Genomic DNA, 24,527 nt, shown 5'->3' with positions numbered 1-24,527 from the left:
AATAAACTGATCTAATTATTTCCACTCTTAAGATTTAATAGGTGGTATTTAATAGGGTTTAACTCTTCCTCAAATTCATAGTTTTAGAATATTCACTAAATATCAACACAGATTTTTTAGAAATGCTCAAACCAATAATTGGGATCACAATGTACGGCAAAAATGCCGAAGGTGACTATAGTCTGCAAAGTTCTTATGTTAAATCAGTTAGAGATGCGGGCGGAATTCCTTTACTGCTGCCCCCGGGTGAGTCTGATCCCAGTGTATTGTTATCTAAGCTAGATGGCGTAATTTTAGCGGGTGGGGGAGATATTGAGCCAGAAATTTATAATGGGGAGTCTCATCCTGCGGTTTATGCTGTTGATCCAGAGCGCGATCGCTTTGAAATTGCCTTGGCAAAGTTAGCTTTAAGTCAAAATGTGCCAATTTTAGGAATTTGTCGAGGCTTACAAGTGTTAAATGTGGCAGATGGCGGAGATTTGGTTCCCCATGTTCCGGATCTATTTGGTACAGATATTGCCCATCGTCATGATCACGAAGAAGAGACCAAAGGGACAATCCATACAGTTGAGGTGATAGCGGATACTAAATTGGCGATCGCTATGGGAGTAACTACTGCGGAAGTAACCTCATGGCATCATCAAGCCATCCTAAATGTGTCACCAAACTGGGATATAGCGGCAAAGGCTCCCGATGGAGTAGTCGAGGCAATTGAACATAAACTTCATCCCTGGGCGATTGCTGTGCAGTGGCATCCAGAAATGGCAAGTAATGATCTGTCTCAACAAAGATTATTTCAAGCGATCGTAGCAGCAGCAATCAAATCTTGAGAACCAAAGACTAATCCAATTTGCAACCACGATTAGCAGTTAAAATAAACAATGTTTCTCGAATCTCTTATTAGAATCATAGGAATCATACTTGGTAATCGAAAATACTTAATTGTAAGAATACACTCCGAAACATACCGTAAAAAACTGCTATGGAAAATACACTAGATACTCAGGCTTTAAGGCGATCACTCCAAAAATCTCCTAACTATCATCGCCAAGGCTTTGGGCATGAGGTAGAAGTGGAAAGTAATATGAAAACTGAGTATTACAGTGATTTAGTCCAAACAATTCGTGATGCTAACTATGTATATACCCAAGGTGATGTCACGATCTATTTAGCGCAGTCCTTTGGTTTTTGTTGGGGCGTAGAACGGGCGATCGCCATTGCCTATGAGGCGAGAAAACAATTTCCCACAGAGCGCATTTGGATTACCAATGAAATTATTCATAATCCTGCGGTTAATCAGCGATTAAAGGAAATGCAGGTGCAGTTTATTGAGGCAGATGCTAAGGGTAATAAAGACTTTTCTGTCGTTAAAACTGGGGATGTGGTAATTCTCCCTGCCTTTGGTGCCAGTATTCAAGAAACCCAATTACTCAATGAGATTGGCTGCACAATTGTTGATACGACTTGCCCTTGGGTATCTAAGGTGTGGAATCGGGTGGAGAAACATAAGAAAGCTGATTTTACTTCAATTGTGCATGGTAAGTATAGCCATGAAGAGACGATCGCCACAATTTCTTATGCTAAGCGATATTTAGTTGTTTTGAATATGGAAGAGGCGGAATATGTCTCTAACTACATGCTCAATGGCGGCGATCGCACCGAATTTTTGACCAAATTTAGTAAGGCTGTATCCACAGGATTTGATCCCGATTTACATCTACAAAGAGTGGGGATTGCTAACCAAACCACCATGCTTAAGGGTGAAACCGAGGCGATCGGGAAACTATTTGAGAAAACCGTAATGGTCAAGTACGGGGTAGAAAATTTAAACCAGCATTTCTTGAGCTATAACACCATCTGTGATGCCACCCAAGAACGTCAAGATGCCATGTTAGAAATTGTTGAAGAGCCATTAGATTTAATGATTGTTATAGGTGGCTACAATTCCTCTAACACTACCCACTTACAGGAAATCGCCATTGCCAAAGGTTTACCTTCCTATCATGTTGATAGTAGCGATCGCATTATTTCTGCCAATACAATTGAGCATAAGCCTTTAGGTGAGCCTTTAACCCAGTCCCCAAATTGGTTGCCTCAAGGCAAAGTTAAAATTGGTATTACCTCTGGAGCTTCTACCCCTGACAAGGTTGTGGCAGATGTGATTTCTAAAATATTTAGCCTTAAAAATTAAAATTCAGCAATTTTTCATCCATTTCTTTTATCCCTGCGTAAACAGAATGTACACAGAACATAAAGGATACATATATGAAACTCACTTCTCTATTTGCTACAACTGTGATCGCTAGTATTGTCTCAATTTCTACCGTTCCTTTTCAGTCGTTTAATCTCAATTCTCTTCAAGCATCTGCCGCCGAGGTTAAGATTGCCGAAGCTCCTTCCTCTCAAGCTAAGATCGATCAGATTACCGCCGTCAAGGGGAAACCCGGTAGTGGAGATTTATTGCGTAAACTATATGCCAAAGACCTAACCCCCATCGGTATTCAACCCGGAGGAGCTGGTTCTGTGGTTAACTTGTACAGCAAAAAGGATGACACAACACTTTCGCTTTGCACGACTTTTGATGTAGTTGTGGCGGTGAAGAAGGGTAAAATTGCCAAGTTTGATCCTAAGGAAGTGAAGTAATAGCCTACGGATTCTTCATCTGATTACTTAACTTTCCTTAACTTAAGTATGGCAAAGGATTAGGACAATATGGACTGGCTAATAAATGCCAAGGAATAATGTGAACAATTAACTATGGTTGGTGATTTTCTCCCATCTCCCTACGGACTCTATCGCTTCTTAAGTGATGTCGAAGATTTATTAGCAGAGCAATTAAAAGGAGAAAAAAGCGATCGCCAAACCAACTAATTCAAGCAATTTGTTCCTTAGCTCAGACGATTATTAACCAGTTCTACATCGCTTTTGCCAACGGGCGGGCGATTTCCTGATCAATTAAACCCGTGGGCGATCGCATTATTCAAGCAGAGGAGCCTCTCGGATTTATGCGTGGGGTAGTTTAATCAAAGCAATTCACTCAAGGCAATTCATGCAATTGAGGCACTAGAAACTACAATTAGCTTTAATCTATTAAGGAGAGACTAAGTACAATCAAAGATTTGAATTTAACTTAGCTTACCTCCACCACCCAGCTATTTTGAGTCAATATATGCCTATTTCTACTCAAACTGATACGGAATTGTTTCTGGCACTGCGATCGGGAAATCGTGAAGCTTTAGGAACTTTGTATGATCGCTATGGTGTTTTAGTGTATCGACTAGCTTTGAAGATTTTAGGTAATAAGCATGATGCTGAGGACTTAAGCCAAGATATATTTATCAACCTCAGTCGAACAACAGCCTACGATCCGACCCGTGGATCAATGCAAGCCTTTTTGATGGTCATGACTCGGTCTCGGGCAATTGATCGGATTCGTAAGCTGCGATCGCAATCTTCTTCTTTACAAAAATGGCAACAGGCTATAGCTCATATAGTTCCCGATCATCCTATGGAAAAAGTCTCTAAGCATGAAATTTCAGATCAGGTAAGAGCCGCTCTCCAAAACTTACCCGAAAGACATCGACAGGTTTTAGAAATGGCATACTACGAAGGTCGCAGTCAATCAGAAATTGCTCAGGATTTAGGCATTCCCCTCGGTACGATCAAGTCTTGGGCTAGGCAGGGACTAATTTCCCTCAGAAAAGTCTTAAAGGAAAAGCCTTAAATATAAAGTTTTCACGAGCATGGTACAACAGCAATGAGCTATCAAAATTTTGATCAAAACCCCGATCTAAACTTTCAGGAATGGGAAAAACTAATAGCAGGTTATGTCTTAGGCGATTTAACCACCGAAGAAGTGGCAGAAGTTCATAAACTATTAGCATTACATCCCGAACTAGTTGCAGAAGTAGATCAATTACAAGAGGTTTTATCATTGCTGCCCTTGGCATTACCTGAAGACTATCCATCTGAACACCTGCGATCGCAAATTCTTCTAAATGCCGAACTATTAGATGCCGATCTAGCTAGTGAATCTAATTCCTATATCCAATCTCCGATCAAAATATCTAAGCCTTTTTTCCATAGAATTTCTAATAAAACCTACCTTATTGGTGGAATCATGGCTGCTTTATTGGTTGGGCTTGGCTTTGATAGCTATCACACAAGGCAACAGTTAGCGATCGCCCAAGGGGAATTATCTAGTTATCAACAGGCGATCGCCGTCCTTAAGCAACCTAACAATCGACTATTAGCCTTAAAAGGTATGGGTGAAGTTCCCGCCGCCTCTGGTAGTCTAGTAATTGCCACCCAAGCCAACTCAGGTATTCTTACTATTCAAAAACTATCCATGCCGCCTAGTAATATGAGTTATTGTCTCTGGGCATTGGTGGATGGCAAAAAAACTTACATAGCTGAATTTATGCCTGACCAAACTGGTACTGTGATGCTGCGAGTTCCCATTAATCAAATCTTGATGGGAGCTAAATCCGTAGTAATTACCCTAGAACCCAAGCAATCCCCACCAGAGCCTAAGGGGGAAATGGTCATGCAAGGGGAAGTATCTTTATAGAAAGCTAAAATAGTTTTTGCAAGGTCGGAATAAACGATGGATAGGAAATTGCGGCACATTCGGCATGACTAATTATAGTTTTACCCTTAGCGACTAAAGCGGCGATTGCCATACTCATAGCAATGCGATGATCATCACAACTATCAACCTCAGCCCCACTTAAACTACAGCCACCCCTAATTTCCATTCCGTCAGGCAACTCTGTAATATTTGCACCCATTTGATTTAGACATTTAGCGGTAACGGTAATGCGATCGCTTTCTTTTACTCTCAGTTCTGCTGCATCCCTAATTACTGTAGTTCCCTCTGCTAAGGAAGCTGCCACTGCCAAAATTGGAATTTCATCAATCAGTCGGGGAATGATCGCCCCACCAATGGCACAGGCTTTAAGCTGACTAGAACGCACACGCAAGTCTGCCACAGGTTCGCCAGTTACTTCTCTAGGATTTTCAAGGGTAATATCTGCACCCATTTCTAAGAGAACCTCTAAAATGCCTGTGCGGGTTGGGTTTATCCCTACATTTAAAATTAGCAAATCCGAATCTGGCACGATCGCCCCCGCGACTAACCAATAGGCAGCCGAACTAATATCCCCTGGTACTGTCACTTCCTGTCCCTGTAATTGCGATCGCCCCTGCAAATATACAGTATTCCCATCCACTTTGATCTTGGCACCAAACGCCGACAACATTCGTTCACTATGATCCCTAGACCGTTCTGGTTCCGCAACTATGGTTTCGCCATCAATCATTAAACCTGCTAATAAAATACAGGACTTAACCTGGGCAGAGGCGATCGGGGACTGATAATGAATGGGTTGGAGATTTCTGCCTGAAATTGCCAAAGGAGCTTTACCGCCCTGTTCCCGTCCCCAAATTTCTGCGCCCATTTCCCGTAAAGGTTTAACTACTCTGAGCATAGGTCGCGATCGCAAGGATTTATCCCCAGTTACGGCAAAAAAACGCTGCTCATGACTAGCCAATACCCCCAACATCAGACGTAAGGTTGTCCCCGAATTACCCGCATCCAGAATATCAAGGGGTTCCTGTAAATTACCCAAGCCAATACCCTGGACTGTAACTAGGTCGGAATTAAGTTCGGAAATTTCCGCACCCATCGCCTGAAAACATTTGGCTGTACTGCGGGGGTCTTCACCGAGGAGTAAGCCCCGAATAGTAGTTGTTCCAGATGCCAAAGCTCCTAACATCAAAGCTCGATGGGAAATAGATTTATCACCTGGAATAGAAATTTCACCATGTAACCCTGAATCTAATTTGCGATCGATGGTAAGTAGATGGTTGCTGGTAGTGGTGTCTAATTGAATCATTTATAATTTAAGTATCTAGTAATGACTTTAACAGTATGTCAATCTTATTTTTGTTTTAATTACGGGAATTCACATTTGAATTAACCAGTAAATAATCACTGTAAAGAACTATTTGTAATCATCAATAGTCTACATACAAAGCAAATGTCAAAGCTAATTACATAATCACCAATTGGGAGACAGGGATATGACTAGAGGATTAGTAAGCTTATTGGCTTCTAGTTTAATCATCACAGGAGCAGTGGGGATAACTCCAGCAACCTATGCTCAGACAACTACCAACGATGAAGACATTACGGTTCGGGTTTATCAAATTGCTAGTCCAGCCGTGGTTTCGATTCGGGCAGGTGGTGCCACAGGAAGCGGGAGTATTATCGACTCTAAGGGCATCGTGTTAACCAATGGTCATGTGGTTAGAAATTCTGATGCTGTGGTTGTCACCCTTGCCAATAAGCAAAAACTTCAAGGTAGAGTTATATCTAGAAGCCGTAATCCAGACCTTGCCCTGATCCAACTTCAAAATGTACCTCCCAACTTACCTAAACTTAATATTGCTTCTTCTAGTCCTGTTAAGGTCGGTCAACGTGCCTTTGCAATTGGTGATCCCTTTGGGCAATTTGCGGGAACCTTAACTATGGGCATTATCAGTCGAATTGATAGCGATCGCCAACTACTCCAAACCGATGCTGCCATTAATCCGGGTAACTCAGGTGGACCTTTGCTAAACAGTCGTGGTGAATTAATTGGGGTCAATACTCTGATCTTCACACCCGGCGAAGGAAATGTGGGCTTGGGCTTTGCGATCAATGCTAATACAGTTAGGCAATTTGTTAGTACTGCCCCACGGGGACAAGTTAATGAAAATGTAGCTTTCAATAATCCCAATGGAAATCCCAACGGACAAGAACGGGGTAATAATCTTTTTAATTTAGATGGAAACCTGAAGACCTTTGTTTTAACCCCCAATGATCCTAGAGCCTCTGATGGTAGTGCCTACAAAACTTTTCGATTTAGCGGTAGAGCAGGACAAAAACTCAGTGTAGAGATGACTAGTCGTGATCTAAATCCTTATCTAGCATTAGTAGACCCAAGGGGTAGAAGAATTGCCGTTGATGATAACGAAGGTACAGCCAGAATTAGAGTAGTTTTACCTGTATCAGGAACCTATACCCTGTTTGCGAACTCCTCCGATCCGGGAGATTATGGGCGATTTACCCTAAGTGCTAAACTAGGTGCCTCAACCATTAGCAATAATCCCCAGAACAATGCGGGGGTGATTTTGCAACTCAGGGGAACTTTAGGATTAAACAGTAACGTACTTCCCCGTGATGGCAGCCTCTATGAAACCTTTAGCTTTATGGGCAGAGCAGGACAGAGAATTCAAGTTGAATTAAGCAGTTTGGATTTTAGACCCTATGTGGCTTTAGTTTCTCCCGATCTCCAAATCATCAAAGAGAATGACCGTTCTGAGCAAAATTCTGCAATTACTGTGCAACTGACCTCCACAGGTACCTATAGAGTTATTGCTAATGCTTCGGATAAGTCTGGACGAGGCAGCTATACCTTAATTGTTCGCAGCTTAAACTAGGAATAGGTAAGAGAAACAGTTCCTAGAATGAAGTTTTTATCAAAAATACACAGCTTTACAAAGCATCCAAGTTTTAGCTTTATTTTGAATGGGATCGAATTTCTCGGGGTATTTAGCTATGCTATCTGGATAACATTTTATTTATATACTTGTACTGGAAATCATTGCTACAACTACCTAAAAAATATCATTGCACTTGCACAAGTGAGTTATAGGCACAGAAATCCAGATTCTCTCGCTTTTGGTATACTTATTGCGATTCCGATATCTCTTGGTGTAGCTATCTGGCAGTTTAAGATTGCATTTGGACTCTGGAAATCGTTAGTATTAGATAATTCAAAAGAAGATTTGTAGTTTTATTTGCGATCGCTCTTGAAGTCCAAATCTAAAAAATAAGGATTACCCATTAATACCTAGAGCAGTCAGGGAATCTCGTAACTGTTGAGCTTTCTTGGCTCGTTAATATTCCTGATTAGTTATAGTTTTTGCTCCCGTAGTCTGATCTGGATGGTGTAAATACACTGTTAAAGAAAAGCTAAAATTATTTTTTGCAAATAGCTCAGGGCTAGATTCTCCTTTCTTAAGTTTTAAGAGTTTTAAGAACTTTAAGATTTAGAAGGGGGAGTTTTAGGTTGACACCATCCTAGCTATCAAATTTAGTCTTCATTAAGACTTGGTAAAAAGCTGCGGGAGCAAAAAACTCTTTGTAGCCAATCAATGTACTTTGGGCATTTTCTAGGGACAGCTTGATATTTTTAGATTTCAGCATTTCATACTTAAAGGCATCAAAACTATTGGCATCCAAATTTAAATATTCATAGGGTTGTCGGGCTGCACTAGATTGATTGGGATTTTGAGAGTGCCAGTTTTTGCAGTTTATAGCAGCAATTTCACGGGATTTTTGAATTAGGTCTTGAATTAGCTCATCGGTGGATGTATGAAGGGTATTGGCTCTATAAAACTCTTGGGTTTTTTCGATTTTAGATTCTATAGAACTAGAAGTGGCTATTTTTTGTAATAGGGTTTGCAAGTTTATAATTTTTTGACGCAACTTGCGATCGCTTTTATTATTTTTAGAATCAGTTTTATTAACTGTTTTGGAGTTTATAAGAGGAGTTACCTTACTAGTTGTAAAATTCGCTAATTCCTGACTTAAGAAAATCAGCCAACTGGAAATTTGTAATAGTTGAGTTTCAAGACTTAAATTAAATGAACTGAGATTTAACTCAATGGTTGAAGGATTAAATTTAGAGGAATCCGAGTCAAACTCCACAAACTCTATTTTTAAAAGTGAGCTACTTAATCCCACACCTACTAGCTTTTTTTTGATTTGTTTTTGCCCATCATATACTTCAATTTTTTCATTAAGCTGACAGAAGAGGTCGTAATAAAAATAGGTAATATTTTGGGAAACCTTCGGCACATATTGATTGACCACATCGCATAGGAAAATCGAGTGCTGATCAGAGACTTGGAGAGCATATAAAACCCTATTTGCTGCTTCTAGGGCAAGAGTTTGGACATCTTCGGGAATTTCGCGATCAAGAACTGTGGGGATGCGTGCCTCAGGGTGAAATCCAGAATCAAAGTTTTCTATATTTTCTATTTCCCATTCTTGCAACCATTTGGGTGTGGCTAAAGAGTCCGACAGAAGGGAAGAATCAAGTTGCATAGATAAATTCTGACTAGAACCTTGTAAGGTCTTAATTTTATTAAGAATATAACTGCGCTTCATAAAGCCTATATAACTAAGGGGAGCAAATATGCAGAGAAATATAAAAATACCAAGACTGTAATTAGTTGGCTTAGAAGTATTTGGGTTTAATTGAGGTTTTAATTGAATAGAGGCGATCGCTTCATACATCTTGGTAAACCGACGATCCCCTTTTAGCTTTGGGGCGAGGGCTGTCAAGAACTTAACCTGATTTTCGGGCGCAGACTTAATGGCGGGTAAGGTAAGCTTTGAACTTTTGGCAACTTCCTGAAATTTTACAGCTAGAGCCTTAATATCTTGACTACTTGTAACTTGGAAATACTTCAAAGGTGAGCCAGATTCTAACCAGTTCTCTGCTAACTCTGTCCATGTTTGAGACTTATTGAGGGCAAGGTTAAAGTTAGGTGCTATTTTTCTGAGTTCAGCTAATTGTTCTTGAGAGTAATTTGTATTAGCAGTATTAATTTGAGAGCTAGTACTGATATTAACAAGAGTGAGAGTAAAGACTAAGAGTAATATTCGACCCATTCTAGACAAAATCAAGATGTTTGAATCCTTTATTCTCATAGTGTTAATTGCTTGATCTCAGCTAAGGCTCGTACATAGACCCAATATACCTGATTTACAGATTGGCAATAGTCCTTTTTGGACTGATTTAGGGACTTGTTTTTTAATAATTTTTAGACCAATCCTGATTTTAGTTAAAACCTTATTAAGAATAAGAATGATTAATATTTTCTAAATTACTGGTACTATGTAAAAAATTTAACTGTGAGCAGGGATTAAAAAAATATGAAAAATATATGGCGATCGCTAATGGTATTGGGACTTTTAGGCTCTATTTATAAAGTTCAAGCTGCCTATGCAGAGCCAGAGTCTGTAATTAACTCCCCATTTTTAAGGCACGCCGAAGAGGGGAAAGGTCAAAATATTACTGCCCAAGTTACCTCTGTGTCGCAATTATCCGATGTGCAACCTACGGATTGGGCATTTACGTCCTTACAATCACTGGTGGAAAGGTATGGCTGTATTGCAGGTTATCCCAATGCTACCTTTAGGGGTAATCGTGTCTTGAGTCGGTATGAATTTGCAGCAGGTTTAAATGCGTGTTTAGATAAAATTAATCAGATTATATCTACGGGCTTAGCGGACAAAGTCGGGAAAGAAGACCTTGCCACTTTACAAAAATTACAAGCGGAATTTGCCACAGAATTAACTGCTCTTAAAGGTAGAGTTGATAGCTTAGAGTCTAAAACGGAAACCCTAGAAGCTCAGCAATTTTCAACAACGACAAAGTTAACAGGGCAAGTGGTTTTAGCGTTCTCAGGAGGCGGTTCAGGTAATGCTAATATTCTGCTTCCCAATGGCACTCTTTCTGGTAACTCTGGAACAGCCAATACTACAGCTATAGCTAGGGTCAGATTGGAGTTAAATTCGACATTTACAGGTGAAGACCTATTAGTAACCCGCCTTGAAACAGGCAATGGTGGCTCTGGGCTTGGTTCATTCCTTGATGGTATTTTTGCCAATAGCGATGTGGACTATGCGGGGTCTGGCAGTACCGTAACTCTGGGAATTTTACGCTATGATTTTTCGCCGATTCAAGATATTAGAGTAGCGATCGGTCCGCAAATTGATTTGAGCGATAAGCTTGACTTAAATAGTTTTGCCAATGATGAGGCTCATGATTTTTCATCGGGACTATTTATTAATAATCCATTAATATTGCCTCTTAATACTGGAGCAGGTGGAGTAATAGAGTGGAATCCGAGCGGGGGCGCTTTTAACATTAAGGTTGGCTATGTGGCGGGGAATGGAGCTAGTCCAGTGGCTGGTATTACAGAAAATCCCATTGGTAATAACCTGTTTGCGGCTTCTAGTGCTTTAACCAACGGGGGCATCGGTGGTGATCCCTATCAACTAACGGCGGAACTGGAGTTTGCGCCCAAGGATTCAGGATTTGCGGCAAGATTACAATATACCCGTGCTGCGATTGGTAATTTGGATTTTAATATTGGTGGTGTCAACCTAGAATGGCTGATTAATCCTACGGTAGCAATATTTGGGCGGTTTGGGTTTGGCGGGATTAGCGATCGCATTTCCACTATTAATCCTTATACTTGGTCAGCAGGGGTAGCATTTCCTAATTTATTCAGAGAAAAAGCCCTAGCTGCGATCGCCGTGGGACAACCTTTTATTGAACGCACCGTAGGTAATAGCACTCAGACTAATATTGAGGCATTCTATAAATTTCCCCTTTCCGAAAATATTAGTATTACCCCAGATTTGCAGTTTATTATTAATGGCAACAATAACAGTAATAACGGGCTAATTACGATTGGTACCCTCCGTACTGTGTTTAGTTTTTAATGCTTTTCAAAGATAAACTCTAAGGAAGTTAAGCTCCTTTCAATGTAATTTGGTTGACTAGGGTTATAGGGAGCTTGGAGGCGATCGATAGTAATGATTTGGGCATTCTCTGGTATGACTGGCACATCTGGATCATAGGCTGTAGCTCGGCTCAGACAGCTAGAAAATCCCTTAAAAACTACTACTTCTTCTGTGGTGCCATCAATATCAAGGGTAACTAATAAAACCTCCTGCGATCGCCTTTGAGTATATTGTTCTAATTGTTTTTGAATACTACTCATTACTTTTACAGGTTTAGATAATAAAGCCCAAACGCCTTAGTAAACAAATATTCTAAACCTATTTGCTGCGCCATCGTTAATTTTTATGCTAATGCTTGAATCATTTAAAGTCATAATAAACAAACATAATGGGAACTTCCATATCAGTAGGTTGTAGGTGTAAATCCCGTCATCAGGTTTTTTCGTAGTCAAAATTTAGCTCTAGATGATCACTCCCCTAAAACGCAAGAAATTTGATGAATTGATTCCTGCGGTACCAACATCCGATCAATATCAGTACTTCTGGGGTAGTAGCCAAGATGTATTTAGGCGCATTTTAATCTCTGTGGCACTACTAGTAACTTTTTCGCTGCTGTATAACCGCACGCCTGATAATTTTTTTGGGCTATTAATGTTTATCTGTGCGGGCTTAGGCGGTCTGTATTGGATGCTGGGTCCAGTCATTAGTGCAATTAGGAAAAATACTAAACTGCGGAGTTTATCTCAATGTGGGTTCTGGCAGGCGCAGGTTTTAGATATTTATCTGTCTGAAGAAGTGTTATCACGGCAGGAGGATTTTGATCAAAGAGGACGGTTAGCAGTTAACTATGATACCCAAAGCTTTTTTAATTTAGAGATTGGCGATCGCACGGGCTATACAACTACCTTAAGAGTTCCCATGCGTCGTGAATATAAACGCATTAAGCTGAAGCAATCAGTGTGTATGCTTTTGTTTTCCAATGACCCCAAATTTAGGCGTGTGAGCAAGATCACTACCGATGCCTATTTACCGCAAATTAATTTATGGGTAAGTGACTATCCCTATTTGCGGCGAGATGTATTTAGTGATTTAACCAGATACATGCTTTCACGGGGACAGCCTATAGTGGATATTGAGGATGTGGAAGATCAAGATGATGATCAAGCCGAAAACCAAGATGACTACTACGAGGAATAACATGGCTAATGCTCCAGACTCCACCGCAGAAGTAACAGTGGAAAACTCCACAGTAGAAATAAGTGAGCTAGAAAATTTGGATATTATGTCTAGTAAGTCTTTAGATGTGGGAATTCGGGAGATGGCGATCGATGACATTGCCCCTGTGTATCATCTGGGCGAAAGTTTATTTACCAGTGAGCTTTATCCCTATCTCTATCGCACTTGGGATGAATGGGAAGTCATTGGACTTTATAACACTGACCCTGAGTATTGTTTAGTTGCCGAAATTGACGGGCAGTTGAGTGGGTTTGTTTTGGGAACAGTTATTACGAAATCTTCTTGGACCTATGGTTATATTCTGTGGTTAGGTGTCAGTCCTAGTTTTCAACGGCGGGGTGTTGCCGATAGGTTGGTGGATAAAATTGTCGAGCGCATGATTGAGGAAGGAGCCAGATCGATGCTAGTGGACACCGATCCCACGAATACAGCCGCCATTAATTTCTTTACCCGCAAGGGGTTTGGCAATGCTCGCAAACATATATTTTTATCTATGAATCTGACTAAACATGAATATTTTGGTAAATTAATCGCCTATGAACGGGATAAGGCTGAACGTAGTCGCCATCGTCGTCCCAATCGCTATCCCTAAAAAATCTGATGGGAGTTGGTATATTAGCTCAAGTAGTAAGATCAAGTAAAAAAGATTAACCATGAATGCTTTTCGAGTTGGGGTAGCAGGTCCAGTGGGATCGGGGAAAACCGCTTTAGTAGATTGTCTGTGTAAGGCTTTGCGATCGCATTATCAAATTGCCGTAGTTACCAATGATATTTATACCCAAGAGGATGCTCAGTTTTTAGTTCGCAGTCAGGCTTTAAGTCGTGATCGGATTGTGGGCGTAGAAACAGGTGGATGCCCCCATACTGCCATTCGTGAAGATGCTTCCATGAATTTAGCGGCGATCGCTCAATTAGAAAAAGACTTTAATAATCTGCAATTAATATTTGTGGAAAGTGGTGGAGATAATTTGGCTTCTACCTTTAGCCCTGAGCTAGTAGATTTAACAATTTATGTGATTGATGTTGCTGCTGGAGATAAAATTCCCCGCAAAGGTGGACCTGGTATTACTAAATCCGATTTATTAGTAATTAATAAAATTGATCTTGCTCCCTACGTTGGTGCAGATTTAAGCGTAATGGAACGGGATGCTTTAAAAATGCGCGGGGCAAAACCCTTTGTTTTTACTAACCTTAAAACCCAAGTGGGATTAGACTCGGTAATTCAATTTATAAATAATCAAATTTAAGTAATTCATGCTTGACGCAGATGTAATTGTAATTGGCTCAGGAATTGGCGGCTTAGTAACTGCGACTCAACTTGCAGCTAAAGGCATAAAAGTTTTAGTCTTAGAAAAATATTTGATCCCCGGCGGTAGTGCTGGCTATTTTGAGCGCAATGGTTATCGGTTTGATGTCGGTGCATCCATGATTTTTGGCTTTGGTGAACAGGGAACTACCAATCTTTTAACCCGTGCCTTAGCTGCCGTGGGTATGAAACTAGAAACTATTCCCGATGACTCTCAGGTGCATTATCATTTGCCTAACCATTTAGATATTAAGGTCGATCGTAACTATGAAACATTTATCCAAGAATTGGGCGATCGCTTTCCAAATGAACGGGTAGGTATTCGTAAATTCTATGATGCCTGCTGGGATGTATTTAATTGTCTGAATGCGATCGAGCTTTTATCCTTGGAAGAGTACAGATATTTAATGCGGGTATTCTTCCAAAATCCCTTAGCTTGTCTGGGTTTAGTCAAGTATTTACCCCAAAATGTCGGCGATGTGGCTAAACACTATATTCACGATCCAGAATTACTGAAATTCATTGATATGGAGTGCTATATCTGGTCAGTCATGCCTGCAGATAAAACGCCGATGATTAATGCAGGGATGGTTTTTAGCGATCGCCACTACGGAGGAATTAATTATCCTAAAGGTGGGGTAGGCAGAATTGGTGAAGCATTGGCAGAGGGACTAGAAAAATTTGGTAGTCATATTAAATATGGGATCAGGGTTACAGAAATTATCCCCAAAACCGCAAATGGTAATATTGGTGTCAAACTAAGCAACGGTGAAATTCTTACTGCTAAATCTGTGGTTTCCAATGCCACCCGATGGGATACCTTCGATCACTTACTCAAACAGGAAAATTTACCCAAGTCCGAAGTTAAGTGGCGTAATCGATACCAGAAATCTCCTAGTTTTTTAAGCTTGCATTTGGGTGTTAAAGCAGAAGCAATTAAATCAGGCTCAGCTTGTCATCATATTTTGCTCGAAGACTGGCAGGATATGGAAAAACCCCACGGTACGATCTTTGTCTCTATTCCCACTTTACTCGATCCCAGTTTAGCCCCAGTTGGGAACCATATTGTCCATGCCTTTACTCCCAGTTGGATTGATGATTGGCAAAATCTCTCCCAAGCAAAGTATGAACAAAAAAAAGAAGAAGAGGCATATAAGCTCATTGCCCGCCTAGAGAAGATATTTCCTACCCTAAGCCAAAACCTAGACTATATGGAAGTCGGTACTCCCCGCACCCATCGTAGATTTTTAGGTAGAATCGATGGTACCTACGGAGCTATTCCTAAGCGTAAACTTATGGGACTGTTGGGCATGCCTTTTAACCGCACAGCGATCGCTAATCTATATTGTGTAGGAGATAGTACTTTTCCTGCTCAAGGTTTAAATGCTGTAGCGTTTTCAGGGTTTGCCTGCGCTCACTTAATTGCCACCACACAGTTTTAGGTAAATTACTTTGTAACTTAAAGTCAGAAGAAATTACCCTTAATGGCAGTTGCTATAGACTCTCAGTTAAAATCTATAAATATTGTTAGCCAGTAAAATGTATCAATCAATTCGCTTTGTTGACTTATTCTGTGGAATTGGAGGATTTCGGCTTGGGGCGGAAATAGCCTGTAACCAGAGAAATATTAATCCAACTTGTGTGTTTTCTAGCGATATAGATCCAGATGCCCAAGTTGCTTACAAGTCAAATTTTGATGAGGTGACCGTTGGTGATATTACAAAAGTGAGTACGAGTGATATTCCCGATCATGATATCTTACTAGCTGGTTTTCCATGTCAGCCTTTTAGTATTTGTGGAGACTTAAAAGGATTTGAAGACGTTCGAGGTACTTTATTCTTTGACATTGCCAGAATATTGGAAGCAAAACAACCCAAAGCTTTTGTTTTAGAAAATGTAAAGCAGTTGAAGGGTCACAATGAAGGAAAGACTCTACAGCGAATTTTACAAACTCTTCAAGAACTTGGTTACCATACTGACTATAAAATTCTAAATGCCTTGAATTATGGCTTGCCTCAAAAGCGTGAACGAATCTTTATTATTGGTTTTAAAGAGTCATGTCATTTTGTTTGGGCTGAAGATAGAGTTCCTATGAAACCATTATCAGAAATTTTAGAAAGCGAAGTCCCAAGTTTTTACTATGCATCTGAAAGAATTCAAAAAAATCGTATAGAAAAAACTCTTGCTAAAAAACAGCATGAACAGATAACCATCTGGCATGAAAATAAAGGCGGAAACATCAGTGCTTACCCTTACTCTTGTGCGTTAAGAGCAGGAGCTTCATATAATTATTTACTGGTCAACGGGAAAAGAAGATTAACAGAACGTGAAATGCTTAGACTTCAGGGATTTCCTGATTCTTATAAAATAGTTTGTAATTACCAAGCTACTCGTAAACAAGTTGGGAATTCAGTTGCAGTTCCCTGCGTTAGTGCTGTTGTTGGCTCCGTTCTTGATGCAATAATTAAACCGAGTAATATACCTGATTACCCCAAACCTCAAACTAGTGGGCAACTTAGCCTCATTTTTGAAAAAACTTCAAAATACATAACTGGTAAAGTTTAATGCCTACAGTTCAAGAAGCCAAAGAAAGGCTTGATAGCATTGTCAGAAAAGCAAGAGTTGATATGTATAAGCCCATTCAAATTGCTGAGGTACTGAGAAGGTCACGCATTCAAAAAGATATTCAAATTCTTAAGCAAGATACTTACCAAAACCCATCAATTCATTGGCGAAATAAAGTTACAAGAAGGCTTATAGGTAAAGTTTCCACCTCATCAGCAAATTATCAGCATGACATTTGGAATCAAAAAGCAATGCCGCCCGATTTACTCGCAGTTCTTGACCATGAGAATAAAAGAACAAATGGCGGAGTTGAGTATTATATCTATCTCAGATTTAGCGAGCGTCAAAATACAGTTGCCAGCGTCATTACATTTATTGAGACCTCTTTGCCAGAGAACTTTGATCTTAGTGAGCTATTAATAAAATTTACTAGCCAAAGTGAGATCAGAAGGAGTGTAGATAAGGCTTATGAAATAGTTGTGTATAGCCTCTTTGAGACAATTGTCAATGCTCTTGAGACTACAGTAAAAGTTAGTATTCCAGTTAAAAATACAAACCTACTAGCAGAGTTTTCAGACCTTACTAAAGTTTTGCTTGGACTTGAACTAGGAAGTAACAGTTGGGAAGTTCCCGCTCATATTTATCGTGTTGGTGTTACCAATGCTGCAGATAGGGGTTTAGATATGTGGGCTAACTTTGGCGCAGCGATTCAGGTAAAGCATTTAACTCTTAACCAAGAACGTGCCCAATCAATCACCAATCAAGTTGAAAGCGATAATGTTGTCATTGTTTGCCGAGATGCTGATGCAAGGGTTATAGAGACAATTGCTAATCAAATAAGCTGGGGGAGTCGTGTACGAGGTATCGTCAAAGAATCTGAGTTAATTGATTGGTATGAACGTTGCCTCAGAGGAAAATTTTCCAAACAACTATCTAAGGCATTGTTAGAAAGATTAGTATATGGATTTAAGTCAGAGTTTCCGCAAGCTAGCACAATTTCTGACTTTCTGAGTGAACGCAATTATTCTTCCTTACCCATTGATGAAGTCTGGACTTTGACATAAAAAAGACATAAAAAATATGACTTCACTTTTTGAATTTAACCTTTAGCTAACTTTGAGGGATTTATGACTATCAGCCGTCGGCAAGTTTTATTTGGTATAGGTGGGTCTGGACTTGTAGCAGGTCTGGGACTACAGCTAGTTGGACAATCTACCATCCAGTCAAAAAATTCGGATTGGCAATTTGTAGGTGTCGCAGATACAGGGATGGGCGATCAGGGGCAGTATGCGGTTGCTAATGCTATGAGTAATTATTACAACCAGAGTCCTTATTCTTCGGTGCTTTTGGCTGGAGACAATATCTATGGTATTGGTGAAATTGAGCGAGTTAAAGAGGTATTTGAGCAACCCTATGCGGCGCTACTACAAAATGGCGTTAAGTTTTATGCGGCATTGGGTAACCACGATGTCATTACTAACAATGGTAACGATGAGGTCAAATATCCCTTATTTAATATGACTAGTCGCTACTACACATTTAGCCAAAACCAAGTCCAATTTTTTGCCCTAGATACTAATATTGATGGGGCTAGTGACAGTAATTGGGGGAGACAACTACAATGGTTAGAACAGTCTCTGGGTGAAAGTAAAGCTACTTGGAAAATTGTATTTGGACATCACCCTGTATATTCTTCAGGTTTGCATGGTAGCACCAGAATTTTGATAGAAAGTTTACCCCCCCTTTTTGAGAAATATAAAGTTCCTCTATACCTATGTGGACATGATCATAACTACGAGCGATCGCTAGTTTTAAATGGCACAACCTACATCGTGCATGGGGGCGGGGCAAATACCAGACCCGTTGGCAAATCAGACTTTACCGCATATTCCGAAGCAAGATTAAGCTTTATCGCTGTGACGGTCAGTAATCAACAACTAAAAATTAAAGCGATCGATACCGAGGGCAAAATTTTTGATAACACCGTGATTTAGAGTTTAATCATCGGATCAGGATATTATATAAAGTAATATTAAGATAAATTTAGTCCTTCATGCAAATTCTGACAGACCTAGTTCAAGTTCCAAATTCATGGCACAGTATTACAAATCCGATTTGGATAGGAAACAGTGAAGATATTCGGACTGGCTTACCCTTTAGTCGCATGTCTCCCTATTGGCAGATGTTTTTGTTAGGTGATGGAGCTCCGACCCGTCATTTGCAACTGCTAACCCAGTCAGATATTGTCGTTGATGTAATTGCCATGACCGATATTGGGAATGTCACAGATAATACTTTGATTGGGATTGATGAAATTCCAGCCCCACGGATTAGAAGACAAATTTGGTTAAAAAGTGCAACTACGGGTGAGATTTTTTCCCATGCAACTTCGTGGTGGCAAGCCTCAACTATGGAACAGTACTTAAAAGACCCCAGTTTGCCGATTTGGAAAAGTCTGAATCAAGAATTTACGGAGCTATATCGAGACCTAAAAGGAGTGTATCAAGGTTACTGTCCTGAATTAGTTAAAGCCTTTGGTTATCCTGATCCTTACTGGGGTAGGCATTATCTGTTGTGGCATGGTGGCGTACCCTTGACTTTAATCTATGAAATCTATTCTCCTGCGATCGCTAAATATCTAGGTGCTGACCATTTATAATCCTTAGCGTACTTTAAATTATTAATTCTATAAATCCAGTGCCTAAAAACTTAATTGCCATTTATCCGGGCAGCTTTGATCCAATTACCTTTGGGCATTTAGATATTATTGAGCGATCGTGCCAGATGGTGGAAATGCTGACAGTGGCAGTATTAAAAAACCCTAATAAAACCCCTTTATTTACAGTACAAGAACGGATTGCGCAAATTACTGCAGCGACTAAGCATATACATAATCTTAAAGTTGATAGTTTTACAGGTCTGACGGTGGAATATGCCCAACAACAGGGTGCCAAAATTTTGATCAGGGGTTTACGAGCAGTTTCCGACTTTGAAATGGAACTACAAATGGCACATACCAATAAAACCTTAAATCACACCATTGAAACTATATTTCTGGCAACCTCTAATGAGCATAGTTTTTTAAGTAGTAGTGTGGTCAAAGCGATCGCCGAGTTTGGAGGACAGGTAGATCATCTAGTTCCCGCAGAAATTGCCGAGGCTCTACGCAGTCGATTATCACCCCAAAACTAGTTTAATTAGTCCCAAAATTTGATTCAAAATGTTAACAGATTAAATAAATCTCGAACAGAAATAAGCAAGTCGGGAAAAACTTTTAAAGTTGGTAAATTATCATCATCTTCTTTAAGCTCAGGTAGGTGATCGCCCTCAAATACTAATACCTTGCGATCGATTGGATCGATTAACCATCCTAACTTTGCCCCATTTTTTATGGCAAAACTGATTTTCTCGATTAGCCTGATCGAAGACTGTTCAGGAGAGAGAATTTCAATGATCCAATCAGGAGGAATTTCAATGCGATTCTGCACTTCTCCATTTTGATCAAGGGGAATATTCTTCCACTCAAATATCGTAAGGTCTGGCACAATTACCCGCCCCGCAAAGGTACAACGTAGTTTAGGAAAAGCATATCCAAGGCGATTAGATTCACCTCGCGTGTTGATTAAATACATCAAGCGTCCTTGTAGGGTACTGTGTTTTCCTTGGGGCATTAGTTTTTGATAAACTTTACCGTTGATATATTCACTAGCAGGCTTAGTTTCTGGAAGTGTTAAAAATTCTGCTAAGGATATAGAATCTACAAGAGTTTGTGGTTGCGTAGCGATCGCCATAGATTAATTCTCCCTACTAACTGCGGACAAGCGGTAAGCTCTATAATCTTAGTCTATCTCCAAATTTGATCTGTAAACTTTACTCTAAATTCTATATGCTCCTAGAACTGAAAGTACCCGATATGGCTTGTGCCATCTGTGCAGATAAGATCACCAAAGCAATTCAGGCGATCGCTCCCCAGGCAGAAGTTAAAGCCGATTCCCAAACTAAGCTAGTTATAGTTAACTCTGATCAAACCATTGAAAGTATTAAAGCGGCGGTGATTGCCGCAGGATATAAGGTTATAGTTTAGTGAAATTTGCACTACAGAAGACAATTTTGACAGTACGGCGAGATTAGGTTCAGTCTGGCAGATCGATCGCTTTATTTGGATTATTTGGAAATTAAGTTGACTTCGGGGATTGAGCCTACAAATTCAGGATTGATTGGTTCTAACTTTGTTGCTTCTATACTTGGCTGCGCTACTACCTGAACTACTTTCTCATTGGGAAGCCAGCCTAAAAGAGGTAACGGCAGAAGGTTACTTAAATTTGCGATCGTTACCAATAAGCCCAAATTCTTAAAATTCACATCGGTAACGCCAAGTAGGTAAGTCAAACCCGCCCCCAATTGGGATGAACAGAGGCTTGCTAAATTCATAACTGACATTAACAGGGCAAATAGGGTAGCTTCTATACCTTCAGGACAGAGCCTAGCCGCTAAAATCAATACAGGCATATAGGCAATTCTGCCAGCAACGGTCAAGATTAAACTATCTCCTAAACTAAACCAGCGATCGTCAATTCCCCAACTGCGATTGACATGGCTAATTAACACTAAGCTAGTCATACCTAAACCTGTAGCGATCAGTGTTGTCCACAAAAAAATCCGCCGCATGGGAATATCTTTCAGAAATCGCTGAAATATCCATATTCCCCCTAACCCTGCCAAACTGGTAAAAAAACGCACTGTCCCTAAAAATTCGGGATTAAATTTAAGTTCGTTCGTTGTAAAAAAGAAAAATGCTGAATCGGCACTAGGTGTGGCTTGCCATAGAAAAATAAACAACATGGGTAACCAGATTTGCTTGCTTGTACAGGCTGTAACTAATTGCTTAAACTGTTGCTTAGTAGTTTCAAAAACAGATTCTGATTGATTAATAGGTGGATCGGCGATCGCAAATGCTGCTAAGGTCACTAGTAAAGGTAAACCAGCCGTAATTGCAAATACAAATTTTGCGCCCCAATGCTCTAGTAAAAATCCACTAAAATAGGCTGAAGTAATACCTCCTACGGACATTGCCGCCCAAGAAAAAGCCTGAAGAGAACCAGCATCACCTTCGGATTCTAGTCTCGCTCTTTGGACTACCAAGGCATCAATAATGGCATCAAAACAGGCGATCGCCATAGAGGCAATAGCAATCATTACCATCGCCAACCCCGCAGAATTAACTATGGTTGCCATACATGCCCAAGCCATCACCCCTAAAAGGCTAGATAGCACCAAGTAAGGTCGCCGCCGATAGCCAAATATGGGGAAAGCATCAGAAATCATGCCATATAGGGGCTTAATTGTCCAAGGTACCATAGCAATACCAATGAGGGAAGCAACTTCAGCAGGACTGAGTTTAAGCTGATCTTTCAGGAAAAAACTGACCGATAGATGAGATAAGCCCATAGCACCTTGAACAAAATAAATCGTGGCGATCGCCCATAGCTCTATATCAAACTTGTGGCTAAATCTTGACTTTACTTGTGCTTGGATGGATTTGATCTCAATCATTAGTTACGAGAAAAATTAAGAGAAGTTAACAAAACTATGAAGCTATATTAACCTAATTATCAATGTAGTTAAGCTGTGGTTAAGTTAGAACTTGTTAATCAAGAGATATTACAGTCTTTTCGGCGTACAGGCGGGGAACCAAGTAGTGAAATAGGCTGTAATGCAATGTACTTAAACACTAAGACTATAGACATAGGCATCGCTTAATATTGCCTCCGCAATTTCGGGATTAATATTTAATGAATGTAAACAGTTAAGTTGATCTAGATTGATTAAGCTTAAAACTGGGGTGCGATCGCATTTAAATCCTTGGACAGTAATAAAATCTTCTATCTGTTCTGTATCTTGAAAATAAGTATCTCCAATGGGGCGATCGCTAAGTCGGGATACCATTTGTGAAATCTGTCCTAGTCCTGGACTAATTTGCTTACGCCGATTAATCGCCTTGACCGTCACTAAATCCGTAGTAATCCAGACTCCGCCAAATAATTCCAATAATTCACGGACATTGGCAAATGCTTGTTGTTTTTGAGCATGGGTTAAATACATCAGTAAACCCTCAGATAAAATTATGACGGGCTGATTCCGATCCAGTAACTCTATACAGTCTTTTAAGTGATTAGATAGAGCAGTGATATCAACAGGCTTAAAGTGAAGATTAAGGCGATCGCCAACTAAAACTTTAACTAAATTAGCTTTCTGCTCAATCATCAAAGGCAAATCCGTTTCGACAAACCTAAGACTAGTATCCTCAGACATAATCATGCCCCGAGGCAATAACCCTGAGGCAATTTCTAGTATCTGCCCAGAATTATTTTTAGATGTTTTTTTAGATTTTAAAATGGCGATCGCCCGATCTATACTGCGATAGCGACTCTCAATTAAAACCGTAATTTCTGCAACTTCCTCTAATTTCTGCCCTAAAAGACCTTCAACTACAGACTGGGAATTAACTGCCTCAGATAATTGCTTAGTGTAGTGAATGTCTGTAAAAGTTCTGGCGTATGCCACTAATAACGCCGTGGGGCTAATTTTATCGAATTCATTTTGAGATAATTGCTGCATTTATTATACATTTAGGTCTTCGTTTTCTATACAATCTGGCAGATACATACAACTAGGCTCAAAGTTGGCTTCTAGTAGATAAAATTGTTTGTGATCTAAGGATTTTAACTTAAATCTTTGTTAAAACTTCTCCAACCTGTATGTACTGTTTGAGTGGCTAAGGTAGTTATGTCTCCTCTAATGAGGGAAGCCACTAAGTCCGCAGCAACATCATTATTCCAATAAGAGCTGTGAGCATCTGCCATACCTAAAGCCATACCAGCGTGGGCTTGACCAAATCGCAAAGCACCTGATTCTGACCCGTTGGCGTGCATCCAGAGATATTGATCGGTAAAAAAGAAATTCTTAGCTTTATCGTGTTTAATGGCATTACCAAGAGGATAGGAAATTAGATCTGAAGCATGAATGATATTTATCCAAGTGAGCTTGTTTTTGTTTGTGGCTACAAACTCATCAACTGCGGAAAAGTCTATATTTTGCTTGAGGCGCATGAATAGCAGTGGTGATCCCATTGTCACAAGTCCGTTTAATTTATACTTAGAGTTACTTGAGTTAAATATTTTGCGAAATTCGTAAGCCGAATCATTTTCGGGTAAGTCTTTAGCGAAAAGGAGATCCCAGAGAACTAATGTGCCGAGAGAATGGGAGGAGATCGTTATTTCTTGTTCCTCGGGATGGTTATTAACAAAGTCTTGGAATTGATGAAAGATTTGTCTGCGAATTGATGCGCCTCTATCATTATTGAGATAGGTCAAGAAGTCGCCAAAAAATCTGGCAATAAAGCCTTCACGATGCTCTTGGTAGCGATAGATGTCCTGTTCACTACCTCTTAGTTCCTTGCATTTTTCGGACAATTCGTTAACATCCGAGCGAACCCAGTTAAAGAGTTGATCGGTTTTGTTTTTAAACGAATGTCCCCAAAAGCTAGAGTAAAAAATGGGTAATACGAGTTTTTTATCTTTCTGAGTCAGAATTTCTTTAACTTTTTTCTTGAATTGATCTCCGTAACCTGAATCTTGAGTCGCGACACCATGAATTAGAAAAACTAGCATAAATAAATCTACCCCGCAAAAGAAATATCTACCTCAGTACAGCCTTTCTGTGATTGTTTTGATACGGAGTGTAGGAGGCAAACCCTTCAGCCCATTTAATCAAGTCCATTTTTATAGTGGGAAGGGAGTAAACATAAAAAAAGGGCAGCTTAGCCCTATA

24 protein-coding genes are annotated in these 24,527 nt (G+C 40.0%); 17 read left to right on the top strand and 7 right to left on the bottom strand.

Annotated features, from left to right (window positions below; all coding sequences use genetic code 11):
- The first annotated feature begins 122 nt into the window (after positions 1-122).
- The 5 genes from SYN7502_RS01920 (at position 123) to SYN7502_RS01900 (ending at position 4,570) form a co-directional block, all read left to right on the top strand.
- Positions 123-830, top strand: a complete 708-nt coding sequence (locus tag SYN7502_RS01920) for a gamma-glutamyl-gamma-aminobutyrate hydrolase family protein (protein ID WP_015167215.1) — start codon at positions 123-125, stop codon at positions 828-830.
- A gap of 152 nt (positions 831-982) precedes the next feature.
- Positions 983-2,191 (top strand): 4-hydroxy-3-methylbut-2-enyl diphosphate reductase, encoded by a 1,209-nt coding sequence (locus SYN7502_RS01915; protein WP_015167214.1) that lies wholly within the window; start codon positions 983-985, stop codon positions 2,189-2,191.
- Positions 2,192-2,265: 74 nt separating this feature from the next.
- Positions 2,266-2,643: a hypothetical protein gene (locus tag SYN7502_RS01910; RefSeq protein ID WP_015167213.1), complete on the top strand. Its 378-nt coding sequence runs from the start codon at positions 2,266-2,268 to the stop codon at positions 2,641-2,643.
- A 526-nt stretch (positions 2,644-3,169) separates the two neighbouring features.
- Positions 3,170-3,724 (top strand): sigma-70 family RNA polymerase sigma factor, encoded by a 555-nt coding sequence (locus tag SYN7502_RS01905; protein ID WP_015167211.1) that lies wholly within the window; start codon positions 3,170-3,172, stop codon positions 3,722-3,724.
- Positions 3,725-3,757: 33 nt separating this feature from the next.
- A complete protein-coding gene (locus tag SYN7502_RS01900) occupies positions 3,758-4,570 on the top strand; it encodes an anti-sigma factor (RefSeq protein ID WP_015167210.1) in 813 nt (270 codons plus the stop codon).
- 4 nt (positions 4,571-4,574) lie between these two features.
- Here the strand turns inward: SYN7502_RS01900 and aroA are convergent, their stop codons facing one another.
- Positions 4,575-5,897, bottom strand: coding sequence for a 3-phosphoshikimate 1-carboxyvinyltransferase (aroA, locus tag SYN7502_RS01895; RefSeq protein ID WP_015167209.1), 1,323 nt, complete (start codon positions 5,895-5,897; stop codon positions 4,575-4,577).
- Between the two features lie 187 nt (positions 5,898-6,084).
- Here aroA and SYN7502_RS01890 point away from each other — a divergent pair, with 187 nt between their 5' ends.
- Positions 6,085-7,485 carry a S1C family serine protease gene (locus SYN7502_RS01890; protein ID WP_015167208.1) on the top strand — a complete coding sequence of 467 codons (1,401 nt, stop codon included), beginning with the start codon at positions 6,085-6,087 and terminating at the stop codon, positions 7,483-7,485.
- Positions 7,486-8,128: 643 nt separating this feature from the next.
- Here SYN7502_RS01890 and SYN7502_RS01880 read toward each other — a convergent pair.
- Entirely contained in the window at positions 8,129-9,727 is a 1,599-nt protein-coding gene (locus SYN7502_RS01880; RefSeq protein WP_015167207.1) for a hypothetical protein, read from the bottom strand.
- 264 nt (positions 9,728-9,991) lie between these two features.
- Here SYN7502_RS01880 and SYN7502_RS01875 point away from each other — a divergent pair, with 264 nt between their 5' ends.
- Positions 9,992-11,569, top strand: a complete 1,578-nt coding sequence (locus SYN7502_RS01875) for an iron uptake porin (RefSeq protein ID WP_041429169.1) — start codon at positions 9,992-9,994, stop codon at positions 11,567-11,569.
- Here the strand turns inward: SYN7502_RS01875 and SYN7502_RS01870 are convergent.
- A complete protein-coding gene (locus tag SYN7502_RS01870; RefSeq protein WP_015167205.1) occupies positions 11,566-11,850 on the bottom strand; it encodes a DUF7734 family protein in 285 nt (94 codons plus the stop codon). The two genes, SYN7502_RS01875 and SYN7502_RS01870, sit on opposite strands and share 4 nt — an antisense overlap.
- 205 nt (positions 11,851-12,055) lie before the next feature.
- Here SYN7502_RS01870 and SYN7502_RS01865 point away from each other — a divergent pair, with 205 nt between their 5' ends.
- The 9 genes from SYN7502_RS01865 to coaD all read left to right on the top strand — a co-directional run bounded on the left by SYN7502_RS01865 (position 12,056) and on the right by coaD (position 19,889).
- Positions 12,056-12,787 carry a hypothetical protein gene (locus SYN7502_RS01865; RefSeq protein WP_015167204.1) on the top strand — a complete coding sequence of 244 codons (732 nt, stop codon included), beginning with the start codon at positions 12,056-12,058 and terminating at the stop codon, positions 12,785-12,787.
- Positions 12,768-13,418, top strand: coding sequence for a GNAT family N-acetyltransferase (locus SYN7502_RS01860; RefSeq protein ID WP_246828952.1), 651 nt, complete (start codon positions 12,768-12,770; stop codon positions 13,416-13,418). The genes SYN7502_RS01865 and SYN7502_RS01860 overlap by 20 nt, the downstream gene beginning before the upstream one ends.
- A 61-nt stretch (positions 13,419-13,479) precedes the next feature.
- Complete coding sequence (ureG, locus tag SYN7502_RS01855; RefSeq protein WP_015167202.1) at positions 13,480-14,073, top strand: urease accessory protein UreG; 594 nt, start codon at positions 13,480-13,482, stop codon at positions 14,071-14,073.
- 7 nt (positions 14,074-14,080) lie between these two features.
- Positions 14,081-15,574: a carotenoid isomerase gene (crtH, locus tag SYN7502_RS01850; protein ID WP_015167201.1), complete on the top strand. Its 1,494-nt coding sequence runs from the start codon at positions 14,081-14,083 to the stop codon at positions 15,572-15,574.
- 97 nt (positions 15,575-15,671) lie between these two features.
- On the top strand, positions 15,672-16,697 hold the full coding sequence (locus SYN7502_RS01845; protein WP_015167200.1) for a DNA cytosine methyltransferase: 1,026 nt from the start codon (positions 15,672-15,674) through the stop codon (positions 16,695-16,697).
- On the top strand, positions 16,697-17,761 hold the full coding sequence (locus SYN7502_RS01840; RefSeq protein ID WP_015167199.1) for a HaeII family restriction endonuclease: 1,065 nt from the start codon (positions 16,697-16,699) through the stop codon (positions 17,759-17,761). Before SYN7502_RS01845 ends, SYN7502_RS01840 begins: the two co-directional genes overlap by 1 nt.
- A 63-nt stretch (positions 17,762-17,824) precedes the next feature.
- Positions 17,825-18,691: a metallophosphoesterase gene (locus tag SYN7502_RS01835; RefSeq protein ID WP_015167198.1), complete on the top strand. Its 867-nt coding sequence runs from the start codon at positions 17,825-17,827 to the stop codon at positions 18,689-18,691.
- A 59-nt stretch (positions 18,692-18,750) separates the two neighbouring features.
- Positions 18,751-19,356, top strand: a complete 606-nt coding sequence (locus SYN7502_RS01830) for a chorismate lyase (protein ID WP_015167197.1) — start codon at positions 18,751-18,753, stop codon at positions 19,354-19,356.
- A gap of 38 nt (positions 19,357-19,394) precedes the next feature.
- Positions 19,395-19,889: a pantetheine-phosphate adenylyltransferase gene (gene coaD / locus SYN7502_RS01825; protein WP_015167196.1), complete on the top strand. Its 495-nt coding sequence runs from the start codon at positions 19,395-19,397 to the stop codon at positions 19,887-19,889.
- 23 nt (positions 19,890-19,912) lie between these two features.
- Here coaD and SYN7502_RS01820 read toward each other — a convergent pair whose 3' ends face one another.
- Positions 19,913-20,488, bottom strand: a complete 576-nt coding sequence (locus tag SYN7502_RS01820) for a Uma2 family endonuclease (RefSeq protein ID WP_015167195.1) — start codon at positions 20,486-20,488, stop codon at positions 19,913-19,915.
- Between the two features lie 95 nt (positions 20,489-20,583).
- Between SYN7502_RS01820 and SYN7502_RS01815 the strand changes: the two genes are divergently transcribed.
- Positions 20,584-20,781, top strand: coding sequence for a heavy-metal-associated domain-containing protein (locus tag SYN7502_RS01815; RefSeq protein ID WP_015167194.1), 198 nt, complete (start codon positions 20,584-20,586; stop codon positions 20,779-20,781).
- Between the two features lie 80 nt (positions 20,782-20,861).
- Here SYN7502_RS01815 and SYN7502_RS01810 read toward each other — a convergent pair whose 3' ends face one another.
- From SYN7502_RS01810 to SYN7502_RS01800, 3 genes are all read right to left on the bottom strand, one after another.
- The gene (locus SYN7502_RS01810; protein WP_015167193.1) at positions 20,862-22,250 is read right to left on the bottom strand and encodes a folate/biopterin family MFS transporter; all 1,389 of its coding nucleotides are present in this window, start codon (positions 22,248-22,250) and stop codon (positions 20,862-20,864) included.
- Between the two features lie 171 nt (positions 22,251-22,421).
- Positions 22,422-23,315, bottom strand: a complete 894-nt coding sequence (locus tag SYN7502_RS01805; protein WP_015167192.1) for a class I SAM-dependent methyltransferase — start codon at positions 23,313-23,315, stop codon at positions 22,422-22,424.
- A 104-nt stretch (positions 23,316-23,419) separates the two neighbouring features.
- Positions 23,420-24,367 (bottom strand): hypothetical protein, encoded by a 948-nt coding sequence (locus tag SYN7502_RS01800; protein WP_015167191.1) that lies wholly within the window; start codon positions 24,365-24,367, stop codon positions 23,420-23,422.
- Positions 24,368-24,527: the final 160 nt, after the last annotated feature.

This window comes from Synechococcus sp. PCC 7502 (assembly GCF_000317085.1).
Lineage (GTDB): Bacteria > Cyanobacteriota > Cyanobacteriia > Pseudanabaenales > Pseudanabaenaceae > PCC-7502.
This window is presented reverse-complemented; position numbering and strand designations above follow the sequence as displayed.